The sequence below is a fragment of the Aequorivita sp. KMM 9714 genome, assembly GCF_011065475.1.
Classification (GTDB): domain Bacteria; phylum Bacteroidota; class Bacteroidia; order Flavobacteriales; family Flavobacteriaceae; genus Aequorivita; species Aequorivita sinensis.
In genome coordinates this window covers 82,850-106,902 of the sequence record NZ_JAAGRO010000002.1, presented here as the reverse complement: position 1 = coordinate 106,902, position 24,053 = coordinate 82,850, and the positions used below count along the sequence as shown (strand labels likewise).

General features: G+C 33.6%; 18 protein-coding genes and 3 tRNA genes. 13 read left to right on the top strand and 8 right to left on the bottom strand.

Annotation, left to right across the window (positions count from 1 at the left end; genetic code table 11):
• Positions 1 to 60: 60 nt before the first annotated feature.
• The 7 genes from G3A46_RS06675 (at position 61) to G3A46_RS06645 (ending at position 6,246) form a co-directional block, all read left to right on the top strand.
• Positions 61 to 531 (top strand): tRNA (cytidine(34)-2'-O)-methyltransferase, encoded by a 471-nt coding sequence (locus G3A46_RS06675; protein ID WP_165147885.1) that lies wholly within the window; start codon positions 61 to 63, stop codon positions 529 to 531.
• Between the two features lie 190 nt (positions 532 to 721).
• The gene (locus G3A46_RS06670) at positions 722 to 1,351 is read left to right on the top strand and encodes a protein-tyrosine-phosphatase (protein ID WP_165147882.1); all 630 of its coding nucleotides are present in this window, start codon (positions 722 to 724) and stop codon (positions 1,349 to 1,351) included.
• A gap of 4 nt (positions 1,352 to 1,355) precedes the next feature.
• The gene (gene arsB / locus G3A46_RS06665; protein WP_165147879.1) at positions 1,356 to 2,396 is read left to right on the top strand and encodes an ACR3 family arsenite efflux transporter; all 1,041 of its coding nucleotides are present in this window, start codon (positions 1,356 to 1,358) and stop codon (positions 2,394 to 2,396) included.
• 80 nt (positions 2,397 to 2,476) lie between these two features.
• Positions 2,477 to 2,932 (top strand): GNAT family N-acetyltransferase, encoded by a 456-nt coding sequence (locus G3A46_RS06660; protein WP_165147876.1) that lies wholly within the window; start codon positions 2,477 to 2,479, stop codon positions 2,930 to 2,932.
• A gap of 85 nt (positions 2,933 to 3,017) precedes the next feature.
• Complete coding sequence (locus G3A46_RS06655; RefSeq protein ID WP_165147873.1) at positions 3,018 to 4,364, top strand: DEAD/DEAH box helicase; 1,347 nt, start codon at positions 3,018 to 3,020, stop codon at positions 4,362 to 4,364.
• Entirely contained in the window at positions 4,364 to 5,677 is a 1,314-nt protein-coding gene (locus tag G3A46_RS06650) for a DEAD/DEAH box helicase (RefSeq protein ID WP_165147871.1), read from the top strand. The genes G3A46_RS06655 and G3A46_RS06650 overlap by 1 nt, the downstream gene beginning before the upstream one ends.
• 119 nt (positions 5,678 to 5,796) lie before the next feature.
• Positions 5,797 to 6,246, top strand: coding sequence for a KTSC domain-containing protein (locus tag G3A46_RS06645; RefSeq protein ID WP_165147869.1), 450 nt, complete (start codon positions 5,797 to 5,799; stop codon positions 6,244 to 6,246).
• A gap of 88 nt (positions 6,247 to 6,334) precedes the next feature.
• Here the strand turns inward: G3A46_RS06645 and G3A46_RS06640 are convergent, their stop codons facing one another.
• On the bottom strand, positions 6,335 to 6,739 hold the full coding sequence (locus G3A46_RS06640; protein ID WP_165147867.1) for a glyoxalase: 405 nt from the start codon (positions 6,737 to 6,739) through the stop codon (positions 6,335 to 6,337).
• Between the two features lie 189 nt (positions 6,740 to 6,928).
• On the opposite strand from G3A46_RS06640, the gene G3A46_RS06635 reads away from it, so the two are divergent.
• Positions 6,929 to 8,464, top strand: coding sequence for an NAD(P)H-hydrate dehydratase (locus G3A46_RS06635; protein ID WP_165147865.1), 1,536 nt, complete (start codon positions 6,929 to 6,931; stop codon positions 8,462 to 8,464).
• Between the two features lie 79 nt (positions 8,465 to 8,543).
• On the opposite strand, the gene G3A46_RS06630 is transcribed toward G3A46_RS06635, so the two are convergent.
• Positions 8,544 to 9,911 (bottom strand): TlpA disulfide reductase family protein, encoded by a 1,368-nt coding sequence (locus G3A46_RS06630; RefSeq protein ID WP_165147863.1) that lies wholly within the window; start codon positions 9,909 to 9,911, stop codon positions 8,544 to 8,546.
• A gap of 106 nt (positions 9,912 to 10,017) precedes the next feature.
• On the opposite strand from G3A46_RS06630, the gene hutH reads away from it, so the two are divergent.
• On the top strand, positions 10,018 to 11,529 hold the full coding sequence (gene hutH / locus G3A46_RS06625; RefSeq protein ID WP_165148898.1) for a histidine ammonia-lyase: 1,512 nt from the start codon (positions 10,018 to 10,020) through the stop codon (positions 11,527 to 11,529).
• Positions 11,530 to 11,561: 32 nt separating this feature from the next.
• The gene (locus G3A46_RS06620; protein ID WP_165147861.1) at positions 11,562 to 12,446 is read left to right on the top strand and encodes a T9SS type A sorting domain-containing protein; all 885 of its coding nucleotides are present in this window, start codon (positions 11,562 to 11,564) and stop codon (positions 12,444 to 12,446) included.
• A gap of 82 nt (positions 12,447 to 12,528) precedes the next feature.
• On the opposite strand, the gene G3A46_RS06615 is transcribed toward G3A46_RS06620, so the two are convergent.
• A complete protein-coding gene (locus G3A46_RS06615) occupies positions 12,529 to 15,081 on the bottom strand; it encodes an ATP-dependent Clp protease ATP-binding subunit (RefSeq protein WP_165147859.1) in 2,553 nt (850 codons plus the stop codon).
• Between the two features lie 255 nt (positions 15,082 to 15,336).
• On the opposite strand from G3A46_RS06615, the gene gyrA reads away from it, so the two are divergent.
• Positions 15,337 to 17,862, top strand: coding sequence for a DNA gyrase subunit A (gene gyrA, locus G3A46_RS06610; protein ID WP_165147857.1), 2,526 nt, complete (start codon positions 15,337 to 15,339; stop codon positions 17,860 to 17,862).
• 10 nt (positions 17,863 to 17,872) lie between these two features.
• A complete protein-coding gene (locus G3A46_RS06605; RefSeq protein WP_165147855.1) occupies positions 17,873 to 19,129 on the top strand; it encodes a tetratricopeptide repeat protein in 1,257 nt (418 codons plus the stop codon).
• 129 nt (positions 19,130 to 19,258) lie between these two features.
• Here G3A46_RS06605 and G3A46_RS06600 read toward each other — a convergent pair whose 3' ends face one another.
• Both G3A46_RS06600 and G3A46_RS06595 read right to left on the bottom strand, forming a co-directional pair.
• On the bottom strand, positions 19,259 to 20,008 hold the full coding sequence (locus G3A46_RS06600; protein WP_165147853.1) for a C40 family peptidase: 750 nt from the start codon (positions 20,006 to 20,008) through the stop codon (positions 19,259 to 19,261).
• A 24-nt stretch (positions 20,009 to 20,032) separates the two neighbouring features.
• Positions 20,033 to 21,211, bottom strand: a complete 1,179-nt coding sequence (locus G3A46_RS06595; protein WP_165147850.1) for an acetyl-CoA C-acyltransferase — start codon at positions 21,209 to 21,211, stop codon at positions 20,033 to 20,035.
• Between the two features lie 130 nt (positions 21,212 to 21,341).
• Here G3A46_RS06595 and G3A46_RS06590 point away from each other — a divergent pair, with 130 nt between their 5' ends.
• A complete protein-coding gene (locus G3A46_RS06590; protein WP_165147847.1) occupies positions 21,342 to 23,387 on the top strand; it encodes an HDIG domain-containing metalloprotein in 2,046 nt (681 codons plus the stop codon).
• A 195-nt stretch (positions 23,388 to 23,582) separates the two neighbouring features.
• Here the strand turns inward: G3A46_RS06590 and G3A46_RS06585 are convergent.
• The 3 genes from G3A46_RS06585 to G3A46_RS06575 all read right to left on the bottom strand — a co-directional run bounded on the left by G3A46_RS06585 (position 23,583) and on the right by G3A46_RS06575 (position 23,945).
• Positions 23,583 to 23,656 (bottom strand) — tRNA-Arg (locus tag G3A46_RS06585).
• Positions 23,657 to 23,702: 46 nt separating this feature from the next.
• A tRNA-Pro gene (locus tag G3A46_RS06580) sits at positions 23,703 to 23,777 on the bottom strand.
• An 84-nt stretch (positions 23,778 to 23,861) separates the two neighbouring features.
• Positions 23,862 to 23,945: transfer RNA gene (locus G3A46_RS06575), tRNA-Ser, on the bottom strand.
• Between the last annotated feature and the right edge of the window lie 108 nt (positions 23,946 to 24,053).

Below are 24,053 nucleotides of genomic sequence, written 5' to 3'. Positions count from 1 at the left end.
AATTATAAATCGTCTAGTAAACCTATTTTTACACTTTAATTATCTAAAGTAACTTAAAAAATGGGATTTAACATTGTTTTATTTGAACCTGAAATACCTACAAATACTGGTAATATTGGACGATTGAGCTTGGGTTCTGGGTCAAATTTACATTTAGTAAAACCATTTGGATTTGAAATAGACGATAAGCGTTTAAAAAGAGCTGGACTTGATTATTGGAAGCATATCACCGTTCATATTTATGAAAGTATCGATGACTTTTATTCAAAAAATAAGGGTAAAAACTTTGTTTATTTTTCTAGTCACGGAACAAAAGACTACTGCGAGATTGATTTTAAAGATGATATGTTCTTGATTTTTGGAAAAGAATCAACAGGTTTACCTGAAAGGGTTATTTCAGAAAATCAGGATTTACTTTATAATATACCAATTTACAGCCCACATATTCGAAGTTTAAATCTTGCTAATGCAGTGGGAATAGTCGTTTATGAGGGGATAAGAAATCTTAAAGCCAAAAACATAACGCTCTAAAACTTAAGAAGAAATCTTTCTTCAACCTCATTCAGGCTACATTACATTCAAATAAAATTCACTAAACTTTAAAAATTTCTTTTCTCACTTATTTATTAATCGTAATATTGCGATGTAAAAGTAAATAGAAAAACGAGCTACTACTTAGGTAAAGTAAATTCTGTTTTAAACTATTACCTTAATTCAAAAAATGATAAGCAAATCGGTGTTATTTTCAGAAATTGCAAAAACAATTAGCTCTTTAAATACAGCTAATATCAGTGAAGAGCGAAAAATAAGTTTACAACCTTTAGTTGATTATATTCAATTAAAAGTTTCAAATAATGAAAGTATCCGTCTTAATTTTATCTGCACCCATAATTCACGCAGAAGCCATTTTGCTCAAATTTGGGCGCAAGCAATTGCGTGTTATTTTAACGTAAATAAATTGTTCAGTTACTCAGCGGGAACTGAAGCCACAGCACTTTTCCCTAAGGTAGTAGAAACATTAAAAACTTCAGGTTTTCAAGTTCGTGTAATATCAGAAGGCGAGAATCCTATTTATGGTATTAAGTACGGAGATAATCATCATCCAATAATAGGTTTTTCGAAAACATTGGAAGATGATTTCAATCCGAAATCTAAATTTGCAGCAATTATGACTTGCGACTCTGCTAACGAAGCTTGTCCGTTTGTGTCAGGTGCAGAAACTCGAATCCCAGTTACTTTTGAGGACCCTAAAGCGTATGATAACACCCCACTAGCAACTGAGAAATACAGAGAAAGGAGTTTGCAAATTGCGACTGAATTATTCTACATTTTCACTCAAATAAAATTATAAAGGAATGGCATCAAAAAAAATGAGTTTTTTAGACAGAAACCTAACGCTGTGGATATTCGTAGCTATGGCATTTGGTGTTGGATTGGGTTACTTTTTCCCATCATTTCCAGATATTATTAATTCATTTAGTAGTGGAACCACTAATATTCCTATTGCCATAGGTTTAATATTGATGATGTATCCACCTTTAGCAAAAGTGAACTACGCATTGCTCCCGAAGGTATTTAAGGACACTAAAATTCTGTCTATATCTTTATTTCTGAATTGGATTATCGCTCCCGTTCTGATGTTCTTTCTTGCCATTACTTTTTTAAGAGATTATCCCGAATATATGGTAGGAGTTATTTTGATTGGTTTGGCTCGCTGTATTGCAATGGTTTTAGTTTGGAATGATCTTGCAGAAGGTAGTAGTGAATATGGAGCAGGATTAGTCGCTTTAAACAGTATTTTTCAAGTGTTTGCTTATAGTTTTTACGCTTGGATATTTATAACTATTCTACCTCCATATTTTGGATTTGAAGGCGCAATCGTAGATATTTCAATAGCAACAATAGCCGAAAGTGTAGCAATTTATCTTGGAATTCCATTTGTTTTAGGGATTTTAAGCCGACTTATCTTGGTAAAAGCAAAAGGTGAAGAATGGTATTCAAAAAAATATATACCCACAATTTCACCAATTACACTAATTGCTTTATTATTTACAATTGTAGTTATGTTCTCATTAAAAGGTGAATTAATTGTAGAAATACCGATGGATGTACTTATTATAGCTGTTCCCTTATTATTGTATTTTTCATTAATGTTTATCATTTCATTTTTCTTTGCTAGAGCATTAGGAGCAAGTTATGACAAGACTGCTTCAGTAGCTTTTACTGCAGCTGGAAATAATTTTGAATTGGCTATTGCAGTTGCCATAGCGGTTTTCGGTTTGAATTCAGGACAAGCTTTTGCAGGGGTTATTGGCCCCTTAGTAGAAGTACCTGTATTAATATTATTAGTTCGTGTCTCATTCTGGTTACGCGATAAGTATTTTAAAAAGGATTGAGAGTAGATTCTGAAGTCTCTTTTACAGTACGTTTCAAAAAATTGAAGCATTTAGATGTTAGAATTTAACTAACTTTATAAATGATAAAGAGATTAAATAACAATAATTTAGAGGTAGCTGGTCTAATTCAAAATATTTTTCACCACTCTTATGCCGTTGAGGCAGAACTTATAAAAGTAAATGATTTTCCTCCTTTAAAACGAACTTTAGGAAGTTATCAAAACAGTGAGAATTTATTTTTCGGGTACTTTAAAAATGAAAAGTTAGCTGGAGTTATTGAATTAGAACTTTTAGAAAACTTTATTGACATCAATAGCTTAGTGGTTCATCCAAATTTTTTTAGACTAGGGATTGCCGGAGCGTTATTGGATTTTGTACTTGATAATTATAAATTCTATTCATTTAAAGTAGAAACAGCTGCTAAAAACAAACCTGCAGTAGAACTCTATTATAAATTTGGGTTTAACCCAATTAACTATTTTGAGACTGACTGTGGAATAAAGAAAGTTGCGTTTGAAAGGTTCTCTGTAAAATAGAGTAATTCACTATTAAACTGTTAACTTACTGCAAGAATTACCTCTTACCAAGAAAACCCTAAGTATCTTTGCCGAAAATAATTATATGCCCAATACATTTTCCGATTTAGGAATAAATTCTACACTACAACAAAGTCTAGCCGAATTAAATATTACTGTACCAACAGATATTCAACAAAAAACAATCCCATTAATCTTGAGTCAAGATAAAGACGTTGTTGCACTAGCAAAAACGGGGACTGGAAAAACTGCTGCATTTGGTTTACCTCTTTTGCAACTTATAGATTTCAAAAAAAATAATATTCAAGTAGCCATTCTTGCACCTACACGAGAACTAGGTCAACAAATACACACTAATTTAGTTTCTTTTAGCCCGCATAGCCCTGAAATTAGTATTGCCTCAGTATGTGGTGGTATTCCTATAAAACCTCAGATAGAGCGTTTAAAAAACCCAACCCATATTGTAGTTGCCACTCCAGGACGTTTGGTAGACTTAATAAATAGAAAAGCCATTGATCTAAAAAATACTTCGTATTTAGTTTTAGATGAAGCGGATGAGATGGTAAGTGCACTTAAAACCGATTTGGATTTAATCATTCAGGAAATTCCAAAGAATAGAAGAACGTTATTGTTTACTGCTACTATGCCTGGAACTATAAAACAGTTAGTTCAAAACTATATGAACAAAAACGTAGTTCATATTGAGGCGGATATGGAAACCGTGGGACATCAAGGTATAGAGCATCAGTTTTTAGTAGTAGAACCTATAGAAAAGCTTGATATTCTGCTCCACTTTTTAAGCTCGAAAGAAGGAGAACGAGGAATTATATTTTGTAAAACTAAAGCTGCTGTAAATAAACTAGCAAAGAATTTAGCTATAAATAAATTTTCGTCAGGAGCTATACACGGAAGTCTTTCACAACCTATTCGCGATCGAGTAATGGGGCAGTTTAGAGAAGGTCATATCGATATACTTGTTGCAACAGATCTTGCGGCAAGAGGACTTGATGTAAAAGAAATTAGTTACGTTGTAAATTATCACTTACCCGATACTTATGAAACTTACGTTCACAGAAGTGGTAGAACAGCTAGAGCGGGAGCAAAGGGGCTTTCAGTTACTATTTTACAACAAGAAGAAGTGTTTGAAATTCCTGAGTTTGAAGAAGAATTAGGAATTGTTTTTAACGAAATGAAAAAGCCTGACGCCCAAAGCACTGAAGAAAACAACACTTTACTATGGGCTAAGAAAATTTTTAAAACAAAACCAAATCGAACAATATCACCTGAGTTTAGAGAGAAAATAGGCACTGTATTTCATCATTTGACCAAAGAGGAATTAATTGATAAAATTCTTGCTCATCAACTAGCTCAAACTACTATTACAGCTCCAAAGGAAGAAGCACCAACAAAGAAAAAGAAGAAAAAGAAATAATGGCAAACGAGATAAAAGACCAACAGGATATTCTGGCAAAGCTGAACATTTCAGCTTTAAATCCTATGCAGGAGAAAGCTATTGAAACAATAAATAACAATTCAAATACAATACTCTTATCCCCAACGGGTACAGGGAAAACATTGGCTTTCTTATTGCCTATTTTAGATAGTTTAAATGTAGATAATCCAGAAGTTCAAGCATTAATTGTGGTTCCTACAAGAGAATTGGCTATTCAAATTGAGCAGGTAGTCAGAAATATGGGTTCAGGCTTTAAAGTAAATGCAGTTTACGGAGGCAGGTCGAAGAGTAAAGATAAAATAGAACTCAAACATACCCCTGCAATATTAATTGGTACACCTGGTAGAATTTTAGATCATTTTGACGATGATCGCTTTTCTAAAGCAAGTATAAATACTTTAGTTTTAGATGAGTACGACAAGTCTCTTGAGATAGGATTTGAAAGTGAAATGAGTGAAATTTTAAGTGAATTAAACAATGTAAGTAAACGTATTCTAACATCTGCAACACAAGGAGTTGGAGTTCCAAAGTTTGTGAATTTAACCAATCCAATTGTTTTGGATTTTTTAACTGAAACTTCAGATCCAAAGCTGTCGATTAAAACAGTGGTTTCTGAGGAAAAAAATAAGCTTCAAACCTTATTGAATCTTGTAAAGTATTTGGGGAATCAGCCAGGAATTATCTTTTGCAACTTTCGCGAAAGTATCGATATGGTTAGTGATTTTCTTAATGATAATAGGGTAAGCCATACTTGTTTTTCAGGGGGAATGGAACAAAAGGATAGAGAAAGAGCACTTATAAAATTTAGAAATGGAACTAGTCAGATACTGGTATCTACCGATCTTGCTGCTAGAGGAATTGACATTCCAGAGTTAAAATACATTATACATTATGAGCTTCCGCATTCCGCTGTTGAGTTTACGCACAGAAACGGTAGAACGGCTAGAGTTAATGAGAAGGGAACAGCTTATGTGCTAAAATGGAAAAATCAGCTTTTACCTGATTTTATTGAAAAAACAGATCCAATAGAAATCCCTAGAGTTACCTCACAAGTTCAACAGCAACTGGAAACGCTTTTTATTTCAGGAGGAAGAAAAGACAAAATATCTAAAGGCGATATTGCGGGCCTATTTATAAAGCAAGGAAATATAAGTCAAGAACAGTTGGGGAATATTGAATTAAAACAAGACTGTGCCTTTGTAGCTGTGCCCTTAGAGCTAGCGGATGATTTAGTTAATAAATTAAACAACAGCCGACTTAAAAAGAAAAAAGTAAGAATTTATATCCTTTAGTTTATAGGTTTTAACCTTAGACTTTTCATCTCAATTATAGATTTATAAAATGAAGTTTTATAAAATGCTAATTATAAGATATTAAGACGTACTTTCGCGGCCGCAAAAATAGCGAGCATATGAAACGCATAAACGAATACAAAAAACTCTTTGGAGTTGAAAAAGAGATAGAATTAAAGGCTTTAAAAACTAGTTACCGCAATCTAGTAAAAGAGTGGCACCCAGATAAATTTCAAGAAGGTGATCCACTACGTGAAGAAGCAGAGTTAAATTCCCGTAAAATTATCGACGGGTATCATTTTTTAGTAAGTATAGCACCAGAAACTAAAGCTGCAAACCTAGAAGAATTTACCGAAACAGTTACAAATGCTGGAATCGCTGATTTTCAACACAAAGGAATGCTTTTAGAAATTACTTACTTAGATGGTAGTACTTATGAATTCTTTGGAGTTACTAGATCAATCTATATAAAAATGGTAAATAGCGACAAATTAAACCGTTTTGCTAAGCGAACAATTTATCCAAACTATTTATATAGAAAATCGAAACGAATGATGGAGCATGCTTAATTATTAGGCAGCACAAAGTTGTATAAAATATTATTCAAAGCGCTTCAAATCAAAATGAAGCGCTTTTTTATTATACTAGATTAATTATTTAAGCATATTCAAATTCTAATAATTGAATATTGCTTTTTATCCTTTCCTTCACAATATCCATCATTCGCTTATTCAAAGCGGATGAATTTTGAATATATTTTTGATATTCATCTAAGGTAAATTGTCCGATAATAATTCCTTTTAGAGAGTTTCGAAACTTAATATCCTTATTGATGGACTTATCAATGTATTCTAGTTTTTTTTCGACGTTGAGATCATAAAATACATTTTTATGCTTGGTAACATAATTGCGAAATACAGCTAGTAACAAATCGCCTTGTAGTTTGATAATTGGTCTAATTGTTTTGTTTTGAAAACATTCATCATCAGACATTTGAGAGTTGACTTTAGCTGAAGAAATTTCTGGACGCATTAAAAGCAGTAAACTATCACGAGTTTCCATAATGTGTTTTTCTTAAAGTTATAAAATAACAAGTCTATACTGATGCATTTCTCAATTAGTTATAAACGTTCTTTCAACAATAGAAATAATGATATTATATTTGAAGAAAACTTGACCTCCTCTGGTTTTGGGTATTATATTTAAGGCATAGAAGTACCTATAAACTAAAGATGAAAACTATAATATTATATGAAAATATTCTCCGCAGAACATTTATACGAAGCAGATAAAATTACTTTAGAACAACAACAAATTACCACCGAAGAATTAATGGAGCGCGCAGGCGCTCAAATTTTTAATTGGTTACACGAACGTTTAAATGGTGCTTCTGTACCAATACGTATTTTTTGTGGAATTGGTAACAATGGTGGGGATGGCTTGGTTTTAGGTAGATTATTGATTGAATCTGGCTATAATGTTATAGTGTATGTGGTTAATTGTAGCGATAAACGTTCTAAAAGCTTTCTTTACAATTATGATTTAATTAAAAATGTAACCAAGGATTGGCCAATTTTAATGAAGGGTGAAAATGATTTTCCAGAAATTGATCCTGAGGATATAATAGTAGATGCTATTTTCGGAATTGGTCTAAACCGTTGTCCAGATGGATGGGTAAAGAAATTAATTCAATATTTAAATTCTAGTCCTGCTTTTAAATTAGCTATTGATATCCCAAGTGGTCTTTTTCCTAATGCAGCTCTAAAGGATGAAGATGCTGTTTTAAGAGCAAACCATACGCTAACATTTCAAACTCCAAAGCTTGCTTTCTTTTTACCTGAAACAGCTCAATTTGCTCCTAGTTTTGACATATTAGATATTGGATTAGATAGAGAGTTTCTTGTAAATACGAAGCCATTAGCACAAATAATTTCTAAGCCTGAAGCACAAAACTTATACAAACATCGTGAACGATTTGCACATAAAGGAACTTATGGTCACGCGTTGATCGTTGCTGGAAGTTACGGCAAAATTGGAGCTGCTGCTATTTCAACAGCTGCAACATTTAGAATTGGAGCCGGTATGGTTACTACTTTTATTCCTAAATGTGGATATTCTATTCTACAAACTACAGTGCCTGAAGCAATGGTTGCTACAGATATAGAAGAAGAATTTATAAGTAAAATTAATGTTAACTTTAAACCTTCTGCGATTGGAGTTGGAATGGGAATCGGGAAAAATGATAAAACAGTTGAAGCATTAAAAAGCTTATTTAAAAATTATAAATCGCCAATGGTGATAGATGCTGATGCTATAAATTTAATTTCCGAAAATAAAGAGTTGCTTAAACTGCTTCCTAAAAATTCAATTTTAACGCCACACCCTGGTGAATTACAAAGGCTTGTTGGTAAGTGGAAAGATGATTACGATAAAATAGAGAAAGTAAAAAAGTTCTCAATTAAACACGAGGTTTTAGTTGTAATAAAAGGAGCTTATTCAATTACAATTTTTGGTGATACTCTTTATTTAAATAGCTCAGGGAATCCTGGTATGGCTACAGCAGGTAGTGGAGATGCGCTTAGCGGAGTTATTACAGGATTATTATCTCAGGGTTATGATCCATTAACATCATGTGTGTTTGGTGTGTATATGCACGGTTTTGCTGGAGATTTAGCTGTAAATCAAATGGGATATGAAGCTGTTATGGCAAATGATATAATTAATAATATAGGTGAAGCTTATATGATGCTATTTGCAAAAGACCAAACTGAAGGGGAAAACAACTAATAAAAAAAACCACGAATATAAGATTCAGATATAATTAGAATCTTGTATTCGTGGTCTAATAAAACTAGATAAATTCTTTTTAGATTAACTCATCAAACATTTTTCTTAATTCAGGGTCTGAAGGTCTAGGCGCATCAGCTGAAATAATATTTCCTTCGGTATCTATCAGAATAAATCTAGGAATTCCAAGAATAGCGTAATCCACAACAAATTTAGATTTCCAATTGTTATCTGCCATTAGTTGAATACCTACTAATTCTTTCTCAGTAACCATATTTTTCCACTTATCGTAGTCTTTTGGTTCATCAATAGAAATACTCACAAATTGAATGTTTTTACCTTTATAGTCATTCTCAACTTCTTTTAGAGAAGGGATTTCACGTAAACAAGGTCCGCACCAAGTTGCCCAAACATCCACATAAACATATTTACCTCTTAAATCTTCTAAAGATGTAGTGCCTCCTTTATGGTTTTCATAGTTGAAAGTAGGAGAGGGGTTACCCTTAGTAATTACTTTTAATTTGTTGTATTGCTCAGTAAGCTTAGTTAAATTTTCAGGATTTGGATTACTGTTCTTGTAAATATTATAAGCTTCTTCTAGGCTTTCATCAGCTTTAAGACCAAACTGTAAATAAGAACTCATCATTCTGTCCTTAGCATATCCGTTTGGAAGAGCTTCGTTTATTTTGTTTAAGAAAAGAATAGTTTCGTTCGCATCTGTATTTTGTGAAGCTTCTTCTGAAACTAATCTGTTGTAATGTACTTGTAGCAAGTTTTGATAAGCTGCAGAATTTCTAAAAGCTAATGTGTCTTTAAAGTTTATGTCTTTAAGTTCATTGTAGAATTCTTTTGAAACTTCAAATTCTTTATTTCCAGAGAAATGACGATGCCCACTTTTATAATTTTCTATCATAATAGCTCGCGCATATTTGTCTTCTTCAGCTAAGCTTTTCTTAAAGTTATCATTAGCAATTTTACTCTCGTTGAAAAGAGAATCTAAACTTTTCTGGTTTTCATCTATTTGTTTTAAAAATTCATTTTCATCCTTAGAGAATAACTCTTTTAAATCTACATTTTGCTCATTCCAAAGATATTTTGCAGCCAAGAAATTATTAATATCAGCTAAATCTCCAGTGTATTTTAAGCTTTCATCAAATTCTTCTGCATTTAAAGTTACCGATAGGTTTTTGCCTTTTTCTAAATATATTTCAGTGCGTTCGCGACCAACATAAAGTTCATAAAACCCATCTTTTTTGATGTTTAAAGTATCTACAAAACTCCCTGTTTCAGAGATTGGCACTCTTGATTCAAATCCATTACCACGAACAAATGCTGTTTCACCAGTGTTATTTGTAACGGTACCATTAATAACGGTATAAGTAGGTTTTTCTTCAGTATTACAAGAAATGATGAAAAGCGCTATAACAATCCAACTTAATTTTTTCATTTTTAATATTTTAAATTTAGGACTTACAAAATTAGGGTTTTTGAAAGATAGAAAAGGTGGTAAGGCGAGCAAAAATCAGTATTTTTGTGAAAACAAAACAATTATAATGCAAGACACACATTACATCAGCTCTGAAATCCTTGACTTAGAATTAATTAAGGATATAATAGATAATCATAAAAAGCTTGACCTTTCTGAAGAAGCCCAACTTAATATTAATAAATCCCGTGAATATTTAGTAAATAAAATAAAGGATAACGAGACTCCTGTTTACGGTATAAATACTGGTTTTGGATCATTGTGTAATGTGAAAATTACCTCTGATAACCTTTCAAAATTACAAGAAAACCTTGTAATGAGTCACGCATGTGGTACAGGGGAATTTGTTCCAAAACCTATAATTAAACTTATGCTTTTGTTGAAAATACAATCCTTAAGTTATGGTTATAGTGGGGTTCAGTTAGAAACCGTTAAGAGATTAATCGACTTTTATAATAACGATATTTTACCTGTAATTTATAATCAAGGAAGTTTAGGAGCTTCAGGAGATTTAGCGCCATTAGCACATCTATCTCTTCCTTTATTAGGGAAAGGAGAAGTTTATTATGGAGGAGAGCGTTTGGCTTCTGAAAAGATTTTGAAAAAATTTAATTGGGAACCTATAAAGTTACAAGCTAAAGAAGGTTTAGCATTATTAAATGGAACTCAATTTATGAGTGCTTATGGGGTGTATTGTTTACTTAAAAGTTACAAATTATCCTATTTAGCCGATTTAATTAGTGCTATTTCTATAGATGCGTTTGATTGTAATATGAGTCCATATAATGCTCTTGTGCATTTGGTAAGGCCACATAGAGGGCAAGTAAAAACTGCGGAACAAATTTTAGACTTTTTAGAAGGTAGTGAAATAGGAGTATCTGAAAAGAAAAACGTTCAAGATCCATATTCTTTCCGTTGTATCCCTCAAGTACACGGAGCGACTAAAGACACAATTCATTTCGTAAACAAAACTTTTAAAACTGAAATAAACTCAGTTACCGACAATCCAAACATTTTTGTAAAAGACGATTTAATTATTTCTGGCGGTAACTTTCACGGTCAGCCATTAGCATTAGCACTAGATTATTTAGCAATTGCAATGTCTGAACTAGGGAATATTTCTGAAAGAAGAACCTATCAATTGGTTTCGGGACTAAGAGATTTACCAGCTTTCTTAGTTAATAACCCAGGATTAAACAGTGGGTTTATGATTCCTCAATATACTGCTGCAAGTATAGTAAGCCAAAATAAACAATTGGCAACTCCAGCTTCAGTAGATTCTATTGTTTCATCTAATGGTCAAGAAGATCACGTAAGTATGGGGGCTAATGGAGCAACTAAATGTTTACGTGTAATTGAAAACATAGAAACCATTTTAGCCATTGAATTGATGAACGCTTCTCAAGCTTTGAAGTTTAGAGAACCAAAATCTTCATCACCATTTATTGAATCATTCTTAAAGCCATACCGTTCTATTGTACCTTTTATTGAGAACGATAGAATTATGGCAGACGATATTCATGCAACGATTGCATTCATTCAATCTTTAGATGTAGATTCTGAAATAATATTTGATTAATATAACGTAAGCATATAACCAAATACTGAATTATGAAAAGTAAATTATCAATTCTTGTTTTTTTAATTTTAAATACTTCTGTATTTGCCCAGAGTTATAAGCCTTTGTTAGATAATATTAATGAATGGCATTTTACAACTTGCTTTTCTGGATGCTTAACAGATGCTTATTATACTGATGGTGATACTATTGTGAATGGTAAGAATTATAAGATTTTGGATGGCTACCATTATATATCTCGTACATTCTTACTTCGTGAAGATGTAGCAACTCAAAAAGTATATTTAAAGTTTGCAACCCCTGAACCTAGTGATGAGTATTTGTTATATGATTTTTCATTGAATGAAGGAGATGTTTTTGATATGAAAAACCCTGTCACTCCTTTTCCACGAGATGGAGGTCTTTTTGTAGTAGATTCTATTATAGCTAGACCTTTACAAGATGGAAATAATTATAAACATTATTATTTTTCACCTGCGCCGGGGAATACTACTAGCACCAATAATGCTGTATGGGTTGAAGGTGTAGGGTCTTTATCATTAATAAATGCTCCCGGAGGTAAACCAAATATCAATGAAGTAGGGGAGCTTAGTTGTTTTTTTAAAGATACAGAAGTTTTTTATGCTAATTTAGACTCTATTCAAGACTGTATTCCAATTCATCTAGGTGTGACAAAAAACTATTTGGAAGAAGTAATTGTTACAAAACAATTAAACAGTAATACTTGCATCTTAAGTAACACACAGAATGTGAAAAGTGTAAAGGTTTTTGATTTATCAGGCAAGCTATTGAGTAAAATCAATAATAACGGAAATGGCTCAATTACTGTAGATTTATCAGCTTACCAAAACGGTTTATATGTTCTTCTAGCGAATGGATTAGGAGATACTAAGAAGTCTTTCAAAGTACTAAAGTAAGTAGTAAAAATTGAATTTATTGCATAAAAAAACTCTTCGTTGATTCATCAGCGAAGAGTTTTTAATTTAAAGCTATCTTATTTTACGACTCGGTCGTATTCTTTTGCTTATTAATTTTAATGGTAAGCTCATCTTTACTTTCGTCAAGATCCATAATTATAGAATCGCCTTCATCTAAATTGCTGTTGATGATTTCTTCAGCAAGGGCATCTTCTATATACTTTTGAATCGCTCTGTTTAAAGGACGTGCTCCATATTGTTTGTCAAAACCTTTGTCAGCAATATAATCCTTGGCTTTTTCAGTTAATTTCAGGTCGTAACCTAAATCTGAAATACGTAGGAATAATTTATTCAATTCAATATCAATAATTTTATGAATATCCTCTCTTTCAAGAGCGTTAAACACCATAACATCATCAATACGGTTTAAGAATTCTGGCGCAAAAGTTTTCTTTAAAGCGTTTTCAATAACACTCTTAGTATGTGCTTCTTCTTGACTCTTCTTTGCAGAAGTACCAAAACCAACACCTTGACCGAAATCTTTAATCTGACGGGCACCAATATTAGAAGTCATAATGATAATAGTGTTTCTAAAATCAATTTTTCTACCAAGGCTGTCTGTCAAATATCCATCATCTAAAACTTGTAGAAGCATATTGAATACATCTGGATGCGCTTTTTCAATTTCATCTAAAAGCACAACAGCATAAGGTTTTCTTCTAATCTTCTCAGTAAGCTGACCACCTTCTTCGTAACCAACGTATCCTGGAGGTGCTCCAACTAAACGAGAAATAGCGAATTTCTCCATATACTCACTCATATCAATACGAATCAAAGCATTATCTGAATCGAATAACTCTCGTGCTAATACTTTTGCAAGTTGTGTTTTACCAACTCCCGTTTGACCTAAGAAAATAAATGACCCAATAGGTTTGTTTGGATCTTTTAATCCTGCTCGGTTTCTTTGAATTGCTTTCACAACTTTAGAAACAGCTTCGTCTTGACCAATAACTTTACCCTTAATTCTATCAGGTAGAGCGGCTAATTTGGTTGTTTCAGTCTGTGCAATTCTATTTACTGGTACACCAGTCATCATAGAAACTACTTCAGCAACATTGTCTTCAGAAACAGTTTCTCTGTGAAGTTTTGAATCTTCTTCCCACTTTTCTTGTTCTGTAGCGAGTTCTTTTTCAAGATTTTTCTCGTCATCTCGAAGTTTCGCCGCTTCTTCGTATTTCTGTTTTTTAACTACAGTGTTTTTAAGTTCGCGAACTTCTTCTAGTTGCTTTTCAAGTTCTAAAATTCTATCTGGAACGTGAATATTAGTAATATGAACACGTGACCCAGCCTCATCTAAAGCATCAATAGCTTTGTCTGGAAGGAAACGCTCCGTCATATACCTATTAGTAAGCTTTACACACGCTTCAATAGCATCTTGAGTATAGGTTACATTGTGATGCGACTCGTATTTATCTTTAATATTTTCGAGAATTTCGATTGTTTCTTCAACAGTAGTTGGTTCAACCAATACTTTTTGAAAACGTCTTTCTAAAGCCCCATCTTTTTCGATATACTGTCTGTATTCATCTAATGTAGTAGCTCCAATGCATTGTATTTCTCCACGAGCTAATGCTGGTTTAAACATATTTGAAGCATCTAACGAACCTGTTGCTCCACCTGCACCCACAATAGTGTGAATCTCATCGATGAATAGAATAATGTCGTCATTCTTTTCAAGTTCGTTCATTACAGCTTTCATTCGCTCTTCAAACTGTCCGCGGTATTTGGTTCCAGCAACAAGACTAGCCAAATCTAAAGTAACAACTCTTTTATCGTAAAGAATTCTTGATACTTTTCTTTGTATAATTCTAAGTGCTAAACCTTCAGCAATAGCAGATTTACCAACACCTGGTTCACCAATAAGTAAAGGGTTGTTTTTCTTTCTTCTACTCAATATTTGTGAAACGCGTTGAATTTCATCCTCACGGCCTACAACAGGGTCGAGTTTTCCTTCTTCCGCCATTGCGGTTAGGTCTCTACCAAAGTTGTCTAATACTGGAGTTTTCGATTTTTTATTCGATTTAGCCGAAGAACCTGTAAATAAATTCTCCTTGCCACCATCCTGTGCTGAATCATTATCGTCATTTGGAAATGCATCGGCACTTGGTGTGTCTATATATTCGTCATCATTTGTAATCATAAGTTTAAATTGATTTTTTACCCCGTCATAATCAACTTTCATTTTGTTTAATAATTTGGTTGTAGGGTCGTTCTCATTCCTAAGAATACAAAGTAACAAATGTGCAGTATTTATAGAATTGCTTTGAAAAAGCTTAGCTTCTAAAAATGTTGTCTTCAATGCTCTTTCCGCTTGGCGGGTAAGATGAAGGTTCTTTTTGTCGTTAGTATTTGTAATTACGCCCGGGTTTGCTGGGCTTAATATCTCTACTTTTCTTCTTAAGTGGTTAAGATCTACGGTAAGTGCATTAAGTATAGTTACCGCCTTACCATTACCATCTCTTAAAAGGCCAAGCATTAAATGCTCTGTGCCAATAAAATCGTGGCCTAAACGTAAGGCTTCTTCCTTGCTGTATGCAATTACATCTTTAACTCTAGGTGAAAAATTATCATCCATATTTTAAATCCTCTCTTCTTTTAGGTACTAAATTAACCAAATTAAGGCAAATACCGTTCCTCTTTAATATCGTTTTAGTAAAAGGACAAAATATAAAGGGAATTTCAAAAGATAATTCACGATACTTATTAACGATTAATAGGCGTAAATTTGTTAATAAATTCGTGAATAAACCATATCAAAAACCCCTGTTAAACCTACGAAAATGCGTATCTTGCTCCATTAGTTTAATAACGATAATTAATTCTATTTTTTATGACGGAAGGTGAGAAAGTGATCCCTATAAACATTGAAGATGAAATGAAATCTGCCTACATCGATTATTCGATGTCGGTCATAGTGTCACGTGCACTGCCAGATGTTCGTGATGGAATGAAGCCTGTACACAGAAGGGTTTTATTTGGAATGCACGAATTAGGTATTAGAGCAACAGGGGCTCACAAAAAATCTGCGAGAATTGTAGGAGAGGTACTAGGTAAATATCACCCACACGGTGATACCTCTGTATATGATGCAATGGTGCGTATGGCTCAAGAATGGAGTTTACGCTATTTATTGGTAGACGGTCAAGGTAACTTCGGATCTGTAGATGGTGATAGTCCAGCTGCAATGCGTTATACAGAAGCAAGAATGCAGAAGATTTCTGAAGATATGCTTGCTGATATCGATAAAGAAACTGTTGATCATCAATTAAACTTTGACGATACATTAAAAGAACCTACTGTTTTACCTACACGAGTTCCTGGTCTATTAATTAATGGTGCCTCTGGAATTGCTGTGGGTATGGCTACAAATATGCCTCCACATAACTTAACTGAAGTTGTAGATGGAACCATTGCCTATATAGACAATAACGATATAGACATCGATGGGTTAATGCAGCATATTAAAGCGCCAGACTTTCCTACAGGAGGAATAATTTACGGATACGAAGGTGTTCGTGAAGCTTTCCATACAGGTCGCGGACGTGTAGTTATGCGTGCAAAAGCAACTTTTGAAGAGGTTAATGGTAGAGAGTGTATAATTGTCACTGAAATTCCTTACCAGGTAAATAAAGCGGAAATGATTAAGAAAACCGCTGATATGGTAAACGAAAAGAAAATTGAGGGTATAGCCAATATCCGTGATGAGAGTGACAGAAAAGGAATGCGTATTGTTTATATATTGAAGCGTGATGCTATTCCAAACATCGTTCTTAATACATTATATAAGTATACAGCATTGCAGTCTAGCTTTAGTGTAAACAATATTGCACTAGTAAAAGGAAGACCTCAATTATTAAATTTAAAAGAATTAATTCATTATTTCGTTGAACACCGTCACGAAGTGGTGGTACGACGTACAGAATACTTACTTCGCAAAGCAGAGGAGCGCGCACATATTTTAGAAGGTTTAATTATTGCATCAGATAATATCGATGAAGTAATTAGATTAATCCGTGCGTCTTCTAATGCAGATGAAGCAAGAGAAAAACTTGTTGAAGCATTCAAGCTTTCTGAAATTCAAGCAAAAGCCATTGTTGAAATGCGTCTTCGTCAATTAACAGGACTGGAGCAAGACAAATTGCGCAGTGAGTACGAAGAATTGATGAAAACAATTGAAGATTATAAAGACATTCTTGCTCGTAAAGAACGTAGAATGGAAATTATAAAAGAAGAGCTTGAGGAAATTAAAGCTAAATATGGTGATGAACGTCGTTCAGTAATTGAATATGCAGGAGGAGATGTAAGTATTACAGATCTAATCGCAGACGAGCAGGTGGTAATTACAATTTCTCACGCTGGCTATATTAAGCGAACTTCACTTTCAGAATACAAAACTCAAAATAGAGGAGGGGTAGGCCAAAAAGCTTCATCTACTCGAAATGAAGATTTCTTAGAATATTTATTTGTTGGTACAAACCACCAATATATGTTGTTCTTTACACAAACCGGAAAATGTTTCTGGATGCGTGTATTTGAAATCCCTGAGGGAACTAGAACATCTAAGGGTAGAGCAATTCAGAATCTAATAAATATTGGTCCAGATGATAAAGTAAAAGCTTTTATCTGTACTCAAGATTTAAAAGATGAAGAATACATCAATAGCCATTATGTAATTATGGCTACTAAAAAAGGACAAGTTAAGAAAACTCCATTAGAGCAATATTCAAGACCTAGAGCAAATGGTATTAACGCCATTACAATTCGTGAAGACGATGAGCTTTTAGAAGCAAAACTTACAACTGGTGATAGCCAAGTAATGTTAGCAGTTCGTTCAGGAAAAGCAATTCGTTTTGAAGAAGAGAAAACCCGTCCTATGGGAAGAAATGCTTCTGGTGTTCGCGGAATTACTCTAGGAGATGAAAATGATGAAGTAGTTGGTATGATTGCCGTTAATGATAACGACTCTAACATACTTGTAGTTTCTGAAAATGGTTATGGTAAAAGGTCATTAATAGATGACTATAGAGTTACAAACCGTGGTGGAAAAGGTGTAAAAACTATTAATATTACTGAAAAAACCGGTAAATTAGTAGCAATTAAGAATGTGACAGATGATGATGATTTAATGATTATCAATAAATCTGGTATCGCAATTCGTATGGCAGTTTCCGACCTAAGAGTTATGGGACGTGCTACGCAAGGTGTTCGTTTAATTAAAGTTAGAGAAGATGACGCCATTGCTGCAGTTGCAAAAGCAATGAAAGATGAAGACGAAGAAGAGCTAGAAAATGTTGACGAAAACAATGATGGCACTACTCTTGATAATAACGACACTCAAACCGAAAATAACGAATAAAAATTAACACATGAAAAAACGAATTTTAATAACAGGACTTGCTTTTGTATCTGCTATTTCATTTGGACAAAAAAAAGAAATAAAGAAGGCTGAAAAAGCATTAAAGTCTAATGATTTCAAAGAAGCTTTAGCTTATTTAAACGAAGCTGAACCTCTTTTAGGAACTGTAGATAATGATATGAAAGCTCAGTTCTATGCTACACGTGGTAATGCCTTATTAGGTAATGGTGTAGCTGCAGATCATTCTAAATTAATGGGTGCTGCACAAGCATTTGCTCAAGCATTAGAGTTAGACCCTAAATTAGAATCTCAATTAGCAGCCTCACTTCAGAATCTTCGTGCAGGATTAATTAATGGTGCCATTAAAGACCAAAATGCTGGTAATTTCGAGTTGGCGACAGAGAAATTGTATACAAGTTATACAGTAAGTAAAGATATGGACGATCTTTATTTTGCCGCAAGTAACTCAGTTAATGCCAAAGATTATAAGTCGGCATTAAAGTACTATCAAATGCTATTAGATGCTGGTTATACAGGTGAAACAAAAGAGTTTGTTGCTACCGATAAAGATTCTGGCGAAGTAATTCCATTTGAAACTGAGCAATCAAGAAGCTTAGCGCTTAAAAGTGGTCAATATATCAAGCCTGAAATTAGAGTTACTGCATCTAGAAAAGGTGAAATTCTTCGTAATATGACGCTAATTTATTTAGAGCAAGGGGATAATGACAAAGCTATTTCAGTAATGAAAGCTGCTAGAGAAGAAAATCCAGATGATATCTATCTAATGAGAGCGGAAGCGGACATGAGTTATAAAATGGGTGATATTACTCGATATAACAAAATCATGAACCAAATTGCTGCAACTGATCCTGACAATCCAGAGATTTACTTCAATATGGGTGTTGCTAGTGCAGAATTAGGAGATACTGATAAAGCGTTAGAGCACTACAACAGAGCTTTAGAGTTGAAACCTGATTACGAGGCTGCTCTTATTAATATTGCTGTATTGAAATTATCTACCGAAGATGCTTTAGTTGAAGAAATGAACAGTTTAGGAAATTCAAGAGCTGATAACATTCGTTATGATGAGCTTAAAGAACAACGTGCTGATATTTATAGAGCAACTGTTCCATACCTTACTAAAGCAATGGAGTTAAACCCTAATAATCCAGATGTTGTTAGAACATTGATGAATATTTACGGACAACTAGCGGATGATGCAAATTATCAAAAAATGAAAGCTAAGCTTGCTACTTTAGAAAAGTAAGATAAGTTAGTTCCATATATAAAAGCAAAACCCTCTGAAATTTCAGAGGGTTTTTTTATTTTCAAATTTATTTTAATAGAAGGAAGGTGCTATACAAATAGGATTTCACTCCCCTCCTTAAAACACAAGTTATATTATACGTTTTATAACTCTTAGTTTGTGAGTATGATTACGAACGTCGTAATTAAATATTCCGCTATGATCAATTCTATCAATGCGCACTTTTCCGTGAGCGTGAATAATATAATTGTCTTTCATAATAATACCCACGTGAGTAATTTTTCCTTCGTCGTTATCAAAAAAAGCTAAGTCTCCTGGTTCACTTTCCTCTATAAAGCTTAAAGCTTCTCCTTGCGTGGCTTGTTGACTAGCATCTCTTAATAATTTTTGACCGTTTAGTTTGTAAACCATTTGAGTAAAACCGCTACAATCAATTCCAAAAGGTGTTTTACCTCCCCATAAATACGGACTATTTAAATAGAGTAGGGCGGTTTCAACTAAATGTTCTTTTGGAAGAGATTTTGTAATTGCTTTTCCTTCAAAATGATGATTTAAATATTCAGCTGCAGAAACATTGCTTCCTAAGCAAATTGAAAATAATTGATTTTCAGAAGTAGTCACAAAATCAACTAAATCTGAAGAAAGCTTCAAGTTGGTTTTATCAAAATTTAAATAATCTTCTTCTGAAATATTTACAAACTGCTTATTGTCTATCCAACCTTCATATTTATCAAAAGCTAAACGGATTCGGCTCCATTTCTTGCGAGATTCTAAAACTTTAAAATGTTCGCCATAGAGCACCTGCGTAACCATTTCACTAGCATCACTAGCTTCGGCCCGAAGAGGAACTATGCTTAAATTACAGATCCCGTAATCCATTCAGAATATATTGAAGTATACGGTTTAGATTCTTTCAATTACCATTGCAGAAGCACCACCACCACCATTACAGATAGCTGCAGCACCAATTTTTGCATCGTTTTGTTTTAAAACATTAAGAAGCGTAATTAAAATTCTTACACCGCTACATCCAAGTGGGTGACCTAAAGAAACAGCACCTCCGTTAACGTTTACATTACTATCGTTAAGACCTAATATTTTCATATTTGCAAGTCCAACAACCGCGAATGCTTCATTAAATTCGAAGAAATCTACATCTTTAATATCTATCCCTGCTTTTGCAATTGCTTTTGGAAGCGCTTTTGCAGGAGCGGTTGTAAACCATTTTGGTTCGTGAGCAGCATCTGCATAACCTTTAATGTAAGCTAAAGGAGTAAGACCTAATTCTTTTGCTTTAGCTTCACTCATTAAAATCATTGCTCCAGCACCATCATTAATTGTAGAAGCATTGGCTGCAGTAACAGTTCCATCTTTAGTAAATGCAGGACGTAACGATGCAATTCTATCCATCTTTACGTTCTTATACTCCTCATCTTCCGAAACTACAACTGGTTCGCCACGACGTTGTGGAACTTCAACTGGAACAACCTCTTCTTTAAATTTACCTTCAGACCAAGCTTTTGCAGAACGCTCGTACGATTGTACAGCAAATGCATCTTGATCTTCACGCGAAAAATTATATTCTGTAGCACATAAATCTGCGCAAGTTCCCATTGCGTTGTGATCGTAAGCATCTACAAGACCATCTTTTTGCATACCATCTGTTAAAGTAGCTGGTCCAAATTTTGTAGCGTTACGCATATGTACATAATGAGGAATATTACTCATACTTTCCATTCCACCTGCTACAACTATTTCTGCATCACCTAAAGCGATTGCTTGGGCAGCTTGCATCACAGCTTTCATACCTGAAGCACATACTTTGTTTACTGTAGTACTTGGTACGCTATCAGGAAGACCTGCACCTAAAGCAGCTTGTCTAGCAGGAGCTTGGCCAACACCAGCTTGTACCACGTTACCCATATATACTTCTTGAACTAAAGAAGGATCAAGGTTAATTTTATCTAAGGCTCCTTTTATTGCTGCAGATCCCAATTGAGTTGCAGTTAGAGATGAAAGGCTACCCATAAAACTTCCAATTGGGGTTCTTGCTGCCGATACTATTACTACTTTATTGCTCATATTACTGTTTTTAATATTAAAAATAAGGACTGCGAAATTACGGATTTCAATCTTAAAAATCAATCTTTGCAGGTATAGGTTTTGGGATAACTCATTCCTTATTTATACCTTTACTATAAGTAATCAATATATGAAGAACTATTTTTCTTTGTTCGCGAAAAACCAATCTCTTATTTATAAGGTTTTTCTATTCCTTTTTGCCACACTCTTAGTAATTTACTTTCTTCCTAAGGGTGGACAGTTTAAATACAATTTCCAAAAAGGAAAACCATGGCAATATGAAAACTTATACGCTCCATTTAGTTTTACAATTAAAAAAGCTGAGGATAGTCTAAAAAAAGAAAAAGAAGAAATTAGAGCTAATGCTATTCCTTATTTCGAATACAATAGCAAGGTAGAACCAAATGTAATTGAAGGCTTTAAAGAAGAACTCGCGTTAAGATATGTAGATAGTCTGCATAAAACCCCACAATATAAAATTGAACAAATAGGGGTAAGGTTTATTTCTCAAATATATAAGAATGGTGTTACCGATGAAATATTCAATTACGAAGATAATCGTCTTATTTATTTGAAAAATGGAAATGAAATTGAAGAGCACAACTATTCTCAATTATTTAAGAAAGAAAAATTAAACAATAGCGTAAGACAATTAGTTGAAAAGAATAACACTGAAGACTCTCAAGCTTTACTTTATAATATATTAAACGATGTATTAGAGTCTAATGTAAAATTGAATTCCAAATTAACCGAAGCTGCAATTGAATCTGAAATAAAAGCCTTAAACCCTAATAGAGGGATTATTGAAAAGGGAGGAAGAGTGATTGCTAAAGGGGAAGTTGTTGAAGGGGAAAAATTTCAAATTTTGAATTCTCTAAAAGCTGAATTTGAAAGTCAGATTTGGAGTAAGAATAACTACCTCTGGCTTTTGGTGGGATATACCATATTGGTGTCATTGGTATTTTTAATGCTTTTCCTATTTCTAAAAAAGTATAGACCTTATATATATAACAATAACACCAAAGTTACATTTATATTTTTCAATATCTTTTTAATGGTTTTCTTAACCACTTTAGTATTGAAAGTGCATTCCGATTATGTTTACATAGTACCAATCTGTATTTTACCATTAATTCTGAAAGCTTTTTTCGATCCACGTGTTGGATTGTTTGTACATGTGTTAACCATATTATTATTAGGCTTTATTGTTCCAAATAGTTTTGAATATATGTTTTTACAATTCATTGCGGGGATTGTGACAATTCTTACTGTTTCTGAACTTTATAAGCGAGTTAATCTATTTATTTCAGTAGGTCAAATAACCTTGATTTACATAATTGGTTATTTTGCTTTTTTTGTAATTCAAGAAGGAAACGTTCAAGCTCTGGAGTGGCAAAGTTTTCAGTATTTTATACTATGTGGCTTAGCGACACTATTTGCTCATCCATTAATTTACTTTTACGAGAAAATATTTGGACTAGTTTCAGATGTTTCACTTTTAGAACTCAGTGATACAAACTCTAAACTTTTAAAAGAGTTATCGAATAAGGCACCAGGAACATTTCACCATTCATTGAATGTCGCAAATCTTGCCGAAGCGTCTGCAAACGAAATTGGAGCTAATAGTATGTTGGTAAGGGTAGGGGCATTATATCACGATATAGGTAAGATGTTAAATCCTACAATGTTTACCGAAAATCAGGCCAATTCAATAAACTCTCATAACGAATTGGATCCTCAAGAGAGCGCCAAAATAATTATTGACCATGTAATTAAAGGTATTGAAATAGCACGAAAAAATAATTTACCAGACAGAGTAATTGATTTTATTAGAACCCATCACGGTACTAGCTTGGTGTATTATTTCTATAAGAAGGAAAAAGAGTTACAGGGAGAAGCTAATATAGAAGACTTCACGTATCCAGGCCCTATACCTTTTTCAAAAGAAACTGCAATATTAATGATGGCAGATAGTGTAGAAGCTGCTAGTAAGAGTTTAAAAGAGCCTTCTTCAACGATTATTGATGAATTCGTAGAAAAGATTATTAATAATCAAATGGCGCAGGGACAATTTCTAAATGCCGATATTACTTTTAAGGAAATTGAAACAATCAAAAAGGTTTTAAAGAAAAAGCTCAACAATATTTATCATCTGCGTGTTGAGTATCCTGAATAGAACTTAATAGAAATTATAAGAAACAAAATTCCCTTAGTTCGGGAATGAGTGTGATTGCGCCAGTTCCGAAACTTGGGAGAAACCTTGGACCGTTATATTGCATCTATAATTCTCCTAAGTCGTATAAATATAATCCTATGTTAACTTAATAGAAGTTATTACAAACAAAAAATCCCCTTAGTAGGGGATTGAGTGTGATCGCGCCAGGATTCGAACCTGGGACCGTCTGCTTAGAAGGCAGATGCTCTATCCAGCTGAGCTACGCGACCAATAAAAAATAAAAAAGCCGAACAATATTACTTGTCCGGCTTTTTGTCGGGGTGGCAGGATTCGAACCTGCGACCTCCTGCTCCCAAAGCAGGCGCGATAACCGGGCTACGCTACACCCCGAAAAAGTTCTCGCGAACTTTAACATTTCTAACTTTAAAAACTAATATCAGTATAAATAAAGAACTTTAGTTTTTCGAGTCAATGCGGAGAGACAGGGACTCGAACCCTGGCGACGGTTACCCGTCGACAGATTAGCAATCTGCTCCGTTACCACTCCGGCACCTCTCCAATTTTTTTATGAACTTGCATCCTGAAATGCGAGTGCAAATATATGTCTTCTTATTAATTCCCACAAACAAAAATGAGCTTTTTTTTTAGATATTTTTTAATTGATTT